General features: G+C 46.2%; 6 protein-coding genes. 4 read left to right on the top strand and 2 right to left on the bottom strand.

Annotation, left to right across the window (positions count from 1 at the left end):
• The first annotated feature begins 1,778 nt into the window (after positions 1-1,778).
• From VZT47_RS07400 to VZT47_RS07385, 4 genes are all read left to right on the top strand, one after another.
• Entirely contained in the window at positions 1,779-2,474 is a 696-nt protein-coding gene (locus VZT47_RS07400; protein ID WP_330224330.1) for a hypothetical protein, read from the top strand.
• Positions 2,475-2,663: 189 nt separating this feature from the next.
• Complete coding sequence (locus VZT47_RS07395) at positions 2,664-4,238, top strand: type I restriction-modification system subunit M (protein ID WP_330224329.1); 1,575 nt, start codon at positions 2,664-2,666, stop codon at positions 4,236-4,238.
• Positions 4,231-5,409 (top strand): restriction endonuclease subunit S, encoded by a 1,179-nt coding sequence (locus tag VZT47_RS07390; protein ID WP_330224328.1) that lies wholly within the window; start codon positions 4,231-4,233, stop codon positions 5,407-5,409. The genes VZT47_RS07395 and VZT47_RS07390 overlap by 8 nt, the downstream gene beginning before the upstream one ends.
• A 13-nt stretch (positions 5,410-5,422) precedes the next feature.
• A complete protein-coding gene (locus VZT47_RS07385; protein ID WP_330224327.1) occupies positions 5,423-8,464 on the top strand; it encodes a type I restriction endonuclease subunit R in 3,042 nt (1,013 codons plus the stop codon).
• A 1,413-nt stretch (positions 8,465-9,877) separates the two neighbouring features.
• On the opposite strand, the gene aroD is transcribed toward VZT47_RS07385, so the two are convergent.
• Together aroD and VZT47_RS07375 are read right to left on the bottom strand one after the other, a co-directional pair.
• Positions 9,878-10,648, bottom strand: coding sequence for a type I 3-dehydroquinate dehydratase (aroD, locus tag VZT47_RS07380; RefSeq protein ID WP_330224326.1), 771 nt, complete (start codon positions 10,646-10,648; stop codon positions 9,878-9,880).
• A gap of 11 nt (positions 10,649-10,659) precedes the next feature.
• Positions 10,660-11,775, bottom strand: coding sequence for a M24 family metallopeptidase (locus tag VZT47_RS07375; RefSeq protein WP_330224325.1), 1,116 nt, complete (start codon positions 11,773-11,775; stop codon positions 10,660-10,662).
• Positions 11,776-12,158 lie beyond the last annotated feature (383 nt).

The following is a 12,158-nucleotide window of genomic DNA, read 5'->3' as shown; positions in this document are numbered from 1 at the left end:
CGGTGGGGGGAAGACTGATGGAATCCCTGTCGAAACGGCAGCATCACAAATGCAAATCATCCATTCATCATCCCATCCGTCGCCTGCGGCGACACCTTCCCTATCTAGGGAAGGTTGACCATCAGGCGTCCTACGGCCGCCAATTTCCATCGCTCCCCCCTGGGGGAGCCTGACCGATTGGCCGCGAAGCGGCGAAACGGAAAAGCCACCCTTGAAAGGGGGGCTCCGCGCAGCGGTGGGGGGAAGACTGATGGAATCCCTGTCGAAACGGCAGCATCACAAATGCAAATCATCCATTCATCATCCCATCCGTCGCCTGCGGCGACACCTTCCCTATCTAGGGAAGGTTGACCATCAGGCGGCCTTCGGCCGCCAATTTCCATTCCTCCCCCCTCTGACGCTTTCAGCGCCAGCTCCCCCCAGGGGGAGCCTTTTCCCTATCGCTTGGGAACACATACGAGACTAACTGCCAAACCATACCCGTGCCAAATGAGGAAATCCATAGGCGAGAGGCTCTCCCTCGGGAGAGCTCCCCAAAGGGGTGAGAGGGCGAGTGAAGTAAAAAGCCCGCACTATCCCTTCAAGGCACAAATGAGGAAAAAGTAAAGCTTGACAATCGGGCCCCACCCTTCCGAGTGCTGGAAGGGTGGCTGCGGAGCGGCCGGGTAGGTTCATCTTTCATACAAAGCACACATGAGGCTAACTGATGAAACAATTTCGTGATAGATGAGGAAATCCAAAAGCAAGAAGGCTCCCCTCACAGGCCCCCCGAAGTTCGGGGGGCTGTCGCCGAAAGCGACTGGGGGGCTGTACTCTCGTTCAAGTCGAAAATGAGCTGAAAGGTAAACTCATCCCGGGGAGCTTCGGCAAAGCCGGTGGAGGGGACGAACCGCACAGATGAGGAAGATTTTCCCTGGCACAGATGAGAGCCGAAGGCAAAATCAAAAAATGCGGCGCTCATGAATTTGCGCCGCACCACCCCGATACCCCCGACCATTCCCGATATTCCCGACAATCCCGAATCAAAGGCCATCAAAGATGACAGTTACCCCCCAAAAAAAAATACAGTTTTATTTTAAAATTACAAACTTTAACAAATTTCTAATGATACAAAAGATGATTTTTTTCTACTATATCTATAGGAGGGCAAAAAGAACGAGGCCTCGGGCCGAGCTCCATCCGATCCGCCAGGCGCCCGGAAATTTCAGGCGGATCCGGAGCAAGACCCACGTGTTCCGATTGCTTTCCATCCTCGAGGAAAATCAAGTTTCCAAGTTGTTAAAACGAAATAAGTCCTCCCTCTCAAAAGGAATGAGAAAACGAACAACCAGCCCCTCCGCGCCCCTTACTGTTACTCACGAAAGCAATGCGCCGACGATGATAAGTCATGATCCGGAATCCTGGGACCTCGGATCTGCTCCATTCCCTACGAGAGGACTTCTTTTCGTGCAATCCGCTCACCATCAGGTGGGCGGATTTTATGTTACCCGCATATAAGTTCCCAGTTCCGAGTATCCGATGAAGACCTTTTTTGCACAGGCGGTGACTCTACACTTGCGGCTCGTTCCTGTATTCCCGGCCTCACGTGAAACTATACCTCCGCACGAGAGAGCACGTGTATTCCCGGCCGTGCGCGTGGAGCGGGGGAGCGCAGCGTTTTACCTAGGAGATTATTTTCCGTGAAAATCCCCAATATTTCATTAATTTCACTCATATGAGTTTGGAAATGATATACTAAAAGCAAAGCATTTCGTAAATTCTCGCGGGGAGGGGACTCTATGAAAGTCTGGAAATCATTATTGCTGGCAGGAGCATTGGCAATCAGCTCTTTTACCATTGCCGGAGCGGAAAATCTGGTGAAGGCAGGGGAATATTATTTTGAAGAATGGGATGATACTTTTGTAGAATATGTTGATACAGATCTCAGCTGGACATATGGTCATAAAGTGACTGTATGTGTTAAAACCAATGATCCCCTTGGCCAGCCGAAAGAGATAGATTTCTTTGTAGATACGAGATCAAAGAAAATTTTGAACATGGAAACAACGCAATATATTAATGGCAAACAGCAAACTTCGTGGTATTACGATTATGCGACGATTTATCCCGGAACACTGTGGGAAGCTGAAGTCAATATTGTTTTGAAAAAAGAAGGAAAACCGCCCCTCATGGGGAAAGAAACACATGGCTGGCAATGGGTATATTCTGATGCGTATTGTAACTATACAATTTGCACAGACTATTACCAATATAATAAGAAAAAGCAAGTCGGCACTTTTTACATTTTACAAAAGAATCCCAATATTAATAATTATGGGTCTGTCCGGCCTTGGAATTTTGATTTTAAAAATAAACGCATTTTAACGGAAAATAAAAAAGCGACCTATAAACCAATCACCGATAAAGAAAGAGAAGTGTCAGAAGCCTTCTACGAAGGTGCTTACAACCTGATCAAAGATATAAAGACGAATTAGTAAAAAAGGCAGTGCTGTCACCTGGAGACGGTCTGCCTTTTTTCTTGACTCATTAGAACTGTCGATTCCATACAGTTCATTTGAAAAGTCGTTTTAAAAGGGACTTTTTGATTTGGCTCACATTTCCTTCTTTGATTTCGTTATAATAATAGAAAATGTACAAAATTATTCCGAAAGTGAGGAGCTTATATGGAATCAACCAGAGCAGAGGAAAGAGCGGAACTTTTTCGTACGATTTGGAATATTGCTACGGAGCTAAGAGGCAATGTGGATGGCTGGGATTTTAAAGCTTATGTACTGTGCATGATTTTTTACAGGTACATTTCTGAAAATCTCACCAAGTATATTAACGAGGGAGAACAGGATGAAGATCCCTCTTTTAACTATGAGAATCTCACAGATGAAGAAGCGGAAACTGCGAGAGCAGGTATTTTGTCTGAAAAAGGATTTTTCATCCTGCCTTCCATGCTGTTTAGAAATGTGCGAAAGGCAGCAGATGAAGACAGTAAGGATTTGAACGAAAAGCTTAAGAATATTTTTGATTATATTGAAAACTCTGCTAAGGGAACCGATTCAGAAGAAGACCTCATCGGACTTTTTTCCGATTTAGATGTCAACAATAAAAAGCTCGGTAATACCGTCGAAGAAAGAAATCAAAAGCTGGTAAAACTGCTTGATAAAATCGGTGATATGAATCTTGGCGACTATCAGGACAGCAAGATAGATACATTTGGCGATGCTTATGAATACCTTATGGGAATGTATGCTTCCGAAGCTGGAAAGTCCGGCGGAGAATACTTCACACCACAGGAAGTATCAGAGCTTCTGACACGGATTGTTATTGCTGACAAAAAGGAAATTAATAAAATATATGACCCTTGCTGCGGATCGGGATCTTTACTTTTGAAAGCAGCAAGACTTTTGGGAAAAGATAGAGTACGTCAGGGCTTTTTCGGTCAGGAAGTCAATCCAACTACATATAATCTTTGCAGAATCAATATGTTCCTGCATGATATTAACTACAACAAGTTTGATATTGAATTGGGAGATACATTAACAAACCCAATTCACATGAATGATGAACCTTTTGAAGCTATTGTCTCAAATCCTCCCTATTCACTTCATTGGGAGGGTGAAGACAATGCAGTGCTGATTAATGATCAGAGATTTGCACCGGCCGGCGTCCTTGCGCCGAAATCAAAAGCGGACATGGCATTTATAATGCATATGCTTGCCTGGTTAGCAACAAATGGTACAGCTGCTATTGTTTGCTTCCCTGGCGTTATGTACAGAAGTGGAGCAGAGCAAAAAATCAGAAAATATATGGTGGACAACAATTTTGTTGACTGCATTATTCAACTGCCATCTAATCTATTCTTCGGAACATCAATTGCCACAAATATAATGGTTCTCAAAAAGTCCAAAAAGGATAATAATGTACTCTTTATAGATGCATCAAAAGAGTTCATGAAAGATGGGAATAAGAGCAAACTGACAAAAGAAAATATCCTTCATATCTACAACTGGTGGAAGGATAGAAAAGATATCGACCACGTCGCTTCCCTCGTCTCCGCCCTGGATATCGAGAAAGAAGGGTACAACCTCTCCGTCTCCACCTATGTGGAACCGGAAGATACGAGAGAAAAAGTGGATATCCAGGTCCTCAATCAGGAAATCAGGGAAATCGTGGCCCGGGAACAGATTCTCCGGGAAGAAATAGACAAAATCATCGCAGACATAGAAGGCGGTGAAAGCCATGAGTAAACTGGAAGAACTGCTGGAGGACTATTGCCCCGATGGGGTGGAATTTAAAAAATTAAGTGAGTTGGGGACGTTTTATTCTGGGCTCTCTGGAAAATCTAAAAAGGATTTCTCCGATGGTAATACTAAATTTGTTACTTATATGAATGTATATAAGAACCTTGCTGTGGATTTAAATATCAGTGATTTGGTGAAAATATCTGAAAAAGAAAGACAGAATCAGATTGAGTTTGGAGATATTCTGTTTACTGGGTCTTCTGAAACCCCTGATGAATGTGGTTTAACATCAGTTGTGACAAAAGAGGCTACAGAACCAATTTATTTAAATAGTTTCTGCTTTGGTCTGCGTTTAAAAGATAAAACAATCTTAACTCCAGACTATACAAAATATGTTTTTAGAAGCCATAATGTCAGAAAGCAGATAATTCGTACAGCGAGCGGTGTAACTAGATTTAATGTATCAAAAGCAAAGATGCAAAATGTTGAAATCCCCGTCCCTCCGCTCCCGGTGCAGGAGGAAATCGTCCGTATACTGGATATGTTCACCGAGCTGACCGCCGAGCTGACCGCCGAGCTGACCGCCCGAAAGAAACAGTATGAATATTATCGGGATCAAATGCTAGAGCTTAGGAGGGAAAATACCCCATATGCCAGGTTAAAAAATAAAGTTGTTATGCAAAGAGGAGTTAGAGTAGTACGTACGCAATTATCAGAAGAGGGCAATTATTTGGTCTTCCAGAATAGTTTGACCCCATTGGGCCATTTTGATAAATACAATTGTGATGGTTATACTCCTTTTGTTATAGCTGCAGGTGCAGCAGCTGAAGTTGGTTTTAGCAATGAACCCTTTTGGGCTGCTGATGACTGTTTTTATTTTGATGGAAAAAATGATTTAAATAATCGTTTCTTATATTTCTATTTAATGACGAAGCAGAATTATCTCAAAAGTAAAGTTCGAAAAGCTAGTGTACCGAGACTATCCAGAAATGTTCTTGAAAATTTAGAAATTCCAGTACCATCTATGGATGTTCAAAAGGAAATTGTAAATATTCTCGACCATTTCGATACTCTCTGTTCCGATATTTCCGACGGTCTTCCGGCGGAGATTGAGGCCCGTCAGAAGCAGTACGAGTATTACCGGGACAAATTATTGACGTTCAAGAGGAAAGCGTGAGAGGAGGTGTACCATGGCATATGACATGGTGATGGAGGGCGGCCGGCAGACGGTGCTGGCGGAGTATGTGCCAGAGAAGGGCGGTTACCATTCTGATCATTATCAGTCTGAAGCGGAGCTGGAGAAGTCCTTTATCGAGCAGCTGGTGCAGCAGGGCTATGAGTACCATCCTATTCATAAGGAAAGTGACCTTATTTCCAATCTGCGTCAGAAGCTTTCCGAGCTGAATGGCATCACTTTTTCCGACAGGGAATGGGATGATTTCTTCAAAACCTGTATTGCTTCCAAAAATGAAGGGATCGTAGAGAAAACGAGGAAAATCCAGCAGGATTATATCCAGCTTCTTCACCGGGATGATGGTTCTATGAAGAATATTTATCTCATCGATAAAGAGCATATCCACAATAATTCTCTCCAGGTCATTAATCAGTATGCGGAAAAAGGCGGGAACCATGATGTCCGCTATGATGTGACTATCCTTGTCAACGGCCTTCCCCTGGTCCATGTGGAATTAAAAAGGCGGGGCGTGAATATCCGGGAAGCTTTCAATCAGATCAACCGGTATCAGCGGGATTCTTTCTGGGCTGCTTCCGGGCTCTATGAATATGTGCAGATTTTTGTGATTTCCAATGGCACGGAGACGAAGTATTATTCCAATACCACCAGAGACAGCGTAGTCAAAGAGCAGCATGCCAATGGACGAAAACACAGCAGGAAGACGAGCAATTCCTTCGAATTCACCAGTCACTGGGCAGACGTGAAAAATCATAATATTTTTGACCTGGTGGATTTCACGAAAACGTTCTTTGCCAAATCCACGATTCTTGCCCTCCTTACCCGGTACTGCATCTTCACTACGGAAAATATCCTCATGATCATGCGTCCCTATCAGATCGCGGCCACCGAAGCCATCCTGAACCGCATCGAAGTGGCAACGAATTATAAACTCATGGGCTCCATCCGTGCGGGCGGGTATATCTGGCATACCACGGGCTCCGGAAAGACCCTCACTTCCTTCAAAACCGCCCAGCTGGCCACGAAGCTCCCTTACATTGACAAAGTGCTTTTCGTGGTGGACCGCAAGGATCTCGATTATCAAACCATCAAAGAATATGACCGCTTCCAGAAAGGCGCGGCCAATGGAAATAAAAATACAAAAATCCTGACAAAGCAGCTTTCTGATCCTCAGGCAAAAATCATCATCACCACCATTCAGAAACTGGATACCTTCATCAAGAAAAATTCGGACCATGAGATTTATAAAAAACATGTGGTCATGATTTTCGATGAATGCCATAGAAGCCAGTTTGGCGATATGCATGCGGCCATCATCAAACATTTCAGGAAATATCATATTTTCGGTTTCACAGGGACCCCGATTTTCTCGGCCAATGCCCTTGTCCATGGAAATCCCCGTTTTGCCACCACCGAGCAGGTCTTTGGCGAAAGACTTCATACCTATATCATCGTAGATGCCATTCGGGATAAAAACGTCCTTCCTTTTCGCATCGATTACATCAATACCATCCATGCGAAAAAAGATATGAAAGATAAACAGGTCGAAGCCATCGACCAGCAGAAAGCCCTGCAGGCGCCTGAAAGAGTGCGGGAAGTGGTTTCCTATGTGCTGGACCATTTCAACCAGAAGACGAAACGGAGCAGTTTCTATGATCTCAAAGGCCAGCGTGTCAATGGATTCAATTCTATTTTCTGTGCCGAATCCATTCCCATGGTGAAGAAATATTACCTCGAATTCAAGAAGCAGCTTCTGGAAAGGCGGAAAGATCTCGTCATTGCCACGATTTTCAGTTATGCCCCCAATGAGGCAGAACCGGGAGACGTGGTGCAGGATGAAGATATGGATCTATCCAAACTGGATCAGACTTCCCGGGACTTCCTCGATATGGCCATCAGGGACTACAATGGGACTTTCAATACGAATTTCTCCACCGATTCCGATGGATTCGATAACTACTACAAAGATATTTCTCAAAGGATGAAAAAACGGGAAATCGATATCCTCCTCGTTGTGAATATGTTCCTCACCGGTTTCGACGCCACTACGCTGAATACACTCTGGGTGGACAAGAATTTGAAAATGCACGGCCTTATTCAGGCCTTCTCCAGGACGAACCGCATCCTGAATTCCGTGAAGACTTATGGAAATATCGTCTGCTTCCGCAACCTTGAAAAAGAGACGGATGACGCCATCGCCCTCTTTGGGGACCGGGATGCCCGGGGAGTCGTAGTACTGAAAGATTTCAAATCCTATTTCGAAGGGTATAAGGACGAAAATGGTGAGAAACACCGGGGTTATAAGGAACTCATCATGGAACTCCGCACAAAGTACCCACCGGGAAAAGAAATACTCAGCGAAGCGGCTCAGAAAGATTTCATCCTGCTCATGGGCCAGATCCTGCGACTCCGGAATATCCTCTCCGCCTTCGATCAATTTGAGGGCGTGGACCCGCTGAAACCTATGGAAATGCAGGATTACCAGAGCATGTACATCACGCTCCATGAAATCTGGAAGCCTAAAGCGAAAGAAAAAGAAAACATCAATGATGATGTAGTCTTTGAAATGGAACTGGTACGGCAGATCGAAGTCAATATCGACTATATCATTCAATTGGTGGCGAAATATCATAAAGGACACTGCAGGGATAAAGAACTTCTCGCCGATATCCGTCGTTCCATCGATTCCAGTATCGAGCTGCGAAGCAAGAAAGAACTCATCGAAGGCTTCATAGCCAGAGTGGACGTGAACAAAGATCAGGACATGGACGTCACCGCCGATTTCCATACCTACGTCAATGAAGAAAAAGAAAAAGAACTGGTCGAAATCATCCAGTCCGAAAATCTCAAAGATGAAGAAACCAGGAAATTCGTAGACAACGCCTTCGCCGACGGTGAACTCAATACCCTGGGCACGGATATCGTCAAAATCCTCCCCAAAATGTCCCGCTTCGGCTCCGGCGGCAAAAAGAGAGAAGAAAAGAAAGAACGAGTCATCGATAGACTGAAATCCTTCTTCAATAAATACCTGGGACTGTAAAGAAAATCACCTTTCCATCATGGAAGGGTGATTTTTTATAGGATATATAAAAGGCGAGGCTTTTTGCAGCTGCCGCGCCACCTTCACGATAGCCACGATTGAAAGAGTTTCAAGGATGCTGCATTCACCTGATTTTTAATTAAGATTACTAATGGAAACCCTCTGAACCTGGAACTTCTATATGAGGTCCTAAAGAGAAATATACATGACTGCACCCCATGAATTTTGCACCGCCATCTTCCCGGATCCCGGGCCCCGGTTCCCGGTATACCGTAATGGTACGCGAAGAATTGCCTCTCCCGTTCAAGTCGAATCCATAGGCCCTGAATGGGAGTCTGGCAGCTCCACTGGAAAATGTCGAAATGACCGATTCTACGAATCGATTTGCCCTCTCACCGCTGTCGCGGTGTTCCCGAGGGAGAGCCACTCGCTTATGGATATGGTCATTTGTCCCGTGTACCTTTTGTCAGTCTGCCTCATATGTGCCTTGTACGAGAGATGAACCCACCCGACCTCGCTGCGCTCGGTCACCCTCCCAGCACTCGGGAGGGTGGGGCCCTGTATCATGCTTTACTTTTTCCTCATACATGTCTTATACCTGTAGTGCAGAGAAAAATATAAAAAATGGCCGCCTTATAAATTTAGCGGCCATCTTCCCGACAGCCCCGAAACAAAAGTCATTTCATCATAATGTTACATATAAAAAATGGCGGGCTTCCAGATTTTATTGCCCGCCACCGCTCCGAGTCCCGTTTCCCGAGTCCCGATCGATGCAAAGTCTCGAAGAAAACTGATTTTTTAAAGTTTCAAAGGATTCAGTCACTGAAATCTGCAACAAAAAAAGCCGGCTGCCACATGGTGGCAACCGGCTTTTGGGGTACAAAAATAAACTCCCTTTTGAGAATATGTTCTCGTTGTCCGGATTTCCGATCTTACCTGTCAATCGGCTGCAGAAATTCCTACGTCTGGATGTGTCATCTCGTGATCAAGGTACGTGGCGGGGGGCGCGGGTCCGAAGAATTTTCTTTCTCGTTTGCGGGAGTTTATTTTGTTTTGTAAAAATAAGGGTGAAACTCGATTTTTTCCTCGAGGATTTGAAAGCCTTCAGAGCACGTGGGTTTTGTTCCGGATCTGCTTTAAATTTTTGAGCGCTCAGCAGATGGAATGGAACGCGGCCCGAGGCCTCGCTCTTGCTGCTTTCGCAGGTATAGTAGCAAAAACCGCGATTTGTATCATTAGAATTTTATTAAACTTTTGGATTGCTGAAAGAAGGTGATGAAACCTGATGGCCTGATGGGACTGTTTTCGTGAAATCCGGGGCTTCTGCCCGGCAGCATTCCGGGAAATCGATGGTATAAAAAACCATCCGCGCTGGCTGCGGATGGTTCGGGGCAAGATATTTCTTTAAGAAGTTTATTTGTAAAACTGCTGTTCAATGATGGCCTGCAGGGTTCTGACTTCATCGCAGAGAAGCTGGCCCGGGGCGCTGGGATTCAGTCCTGCAGCAAAGGTGATGGGGCCGCCAAGATGGTTTCCGGAAATCCGGGTGAGGACGCCCATTTCTCCCATACCGATGGTAATGACAGGAATTTCAGGATGTTTCTGGTCAAAACGGGCTGCCGCGCTGATCAGGGCTGCCACATCCACATAATTCTGGGGCATGACGGCGATTTTTTCGATGTCCGGCTTGAAGAAGCGCATATTTTCCAGGACGTCCAGTATTTCCATTTCCGAAAGGGCTCTCTTGAATTTATGGTAGCTCATGAGGACGGGGATCCCCTGTTTTCTGGCCCGGGAAACGAGGACTTTCGTGTCCATCATTTCATGGCCGTATTCCACATCCAGAATGTCGGCCCACCGGGAGGCAATGATGAGGGAGAGAAGGCCGATATAGTCTCCGCCCGGCGTTTTGTGGGCGCCGCCCTGACTTTTGGTGCGGACTGTGGTGAGGATGGGTTTGTCAGGGAAATATTTCCGGATGATTTTCCATGCCTTGTCCAGGTCACGGGTGGCATGGAAGTCTTCTTTGTTCAGCAGGTAATCCACCCGCCATTCCATGAGGTTTGCCACGGAGTCCTTCAGGGCTTCGCATTCTTTTTCCAGGTCTTCGAGATTGGAGGAAACGAGGGGGACGCAGATGTCCGGTTTGCCTTCGCCGATAGTAAGGTTTTTGACTTTCAGCATAGGGGCTCCTTTCAGAGGGAAATATTCCAGCTGCGGTCTGCCTGATTCAGCACTTCGCAGCCATTTTCGGTGACCAGGACCAGGTCTTCGATGCGGATACCGAATTTGCCCGGCAGGTATACGCCCGGTTCGATGGAAAAAATCATGCCCGGTTTCGCAATGATTTCCGAGTTCAGGCTCACTTCACCCGCTTCGTGTTCCCGAATTCCGATGAAATGGCCCAGGCGATGGGTAAAGCAGGGGCCATAGCCGCCTTTGGAAATATGGTTTCTTGCCGCTTTGTCCAGCTCTGAGAGCCGGATGCCCGGGCGGACCATGGATTCTGCCAGTTCGCCTGCTTCCCGGACCAGGTTATGGATTTTCACCCATTCTTCATCGGGGCGGCCAAAGAAAAAGGTGCGGGTCATATCGGAGCAGTAATTGTCTTTTTTGCAGCCGATATCAAAGAGCACGGTTTCTCTTCTTTTAAGGGGCGTCGCATCCGGCATGTGATGGGGGTCTGCCCCGTGGGCACCGAAAGAAACGATGGGCGGGAAGGAGAAGCCTTCGGCTCCTTCTTCTTTGTAAATGGCCAGGAGTTTTTCGGCGCATTCTTTTTCCGTCACACCGGGAGTAATCCAGCGGGAAATTTTCTTCATGGCCCGGTCATTGATATTCGAAGCCAGCCGCATGATTCCGATTTCTTTGGCGTCTTTTACGGCCCTGGCCATATCTACGGCAGGAGAGCCATTGACGAATTTCAAATCTTTTCTCCGGCTCATGAGGTCCAGAAGGAAGGAGGAGGGCCATACTTTGTCCACGCCCACTTTTCCTTCCGGCAGGTGATCGGAGAGAAGTTTCATGCCGTCTTCTCCATCTTCAAAGGAAATATCGGCGATATAACCGGCCGCTTTCGCTTCGGCCATGGTCCAGCCGGTTCCTGATTTCAGCGGAAATAAACGGTTCCGGATCCAGAAGGCCGGGCCTTTTTCCTGCAGGACAAGCACCGTCAGCCTTTCGCCGGGATGTATGGATTCTCCCGTCAGGTACCATACAGCTGCCGTTTCTGAAACAATCAGGGCGGAAAGGCCGAGAACTTTCATATTTTCCCGGACAATGTTCATCCGCCGATCATGCATAATGGACATTTGATCGACCTCCTTGCTTTTCTTTTATTTATATTATAAGCCATGTGCATCATTAAAAGAAAGTTAATAGTTTGGCAGCTGGCAGTTTTCGGGATGAGGGGGAACTGTCATGTGTTAAATCGGGGTGCGGGGTGCGGGAAGGTGGCGGCCTCTGGCCGCAAATTTAGATTTTGTCTTCGGCTCCCATTCGGGCGGGATATAGTTTTCCTCGTACGTGCGGTTCGTCCCCTCACCCGCTTCGCGGGAGGGCAGATTGTCAAGTCTAGTGCAACATTTCTTCAACAAATTCTATTGGAGTCATCCAATCCATTCCTTTTCTAGGTCTATTGTTAATATAGTCTACTGCCTGTTGAACTTCATCATCTGTCACCTTCCGGAAGTCT

The sequence above is a fragment of the Dialister sp. genome, from assembly GCF_036343215.1.
In the GTDB taxonomy this organism is placed as follows: domain Bacteria; phylum Bacillota; class Negativicutes; order Veillonellales; family Dialisteraceae; genus Dialister.
Note: the sequence above shows the minus strand (reverse complement) of the source record. Positions and strands in the feature narration are given on the sequence as shown.

What these genes read in the sequence shown, in the direction of transcription:
- VZT47_RS07400 (WP_330224330.1), top strand. Translation starts at nt 1,779, where the DNA reads ATGAAAGTCTGGAAATCATTATTGCTGGCAGGAGCATTGGCAATCAGC.
- VZT47_RS07395 (WP_330224329.1), top strand. Translation starts at nt 2,664, where the DNA reads ATGGAATCAACCAGAGCAGAGGAAAGAGCGGAACTTTTTCGTACGATT.
- VZT47_RS07390 (WP_330224328.1), top strand. Translation starts at nt 4,231, where the DNA reads ATGAGTAAACTGGAAGAACTGCTGGAGGACTATTGCCCCGATGGGGTG.
- VZT47_RS07385 (WP_330224327.1), top strand. Translation starts at nt 5,423, where the DNA reads ATGGCATATGACATGGTGATGGAGGGCGGCCGGCAGACGGTGCTGGCG.
- aroD (WP_330224326.1), bottom strand. Translation starts at nt 10,648, where the DNA reads ATGCTGAAAGTCAAAAACCTTACTATCGGCGAAGGCAAACCGGACATC.
- VZT47_RS07375 (WP_330224325.1), bottom strand. Translation starts at nt 11,775, where the DNA reads ATGTCCATTATGCATGATCGGCGGATGAACATTGTCCGGGAAAATATG.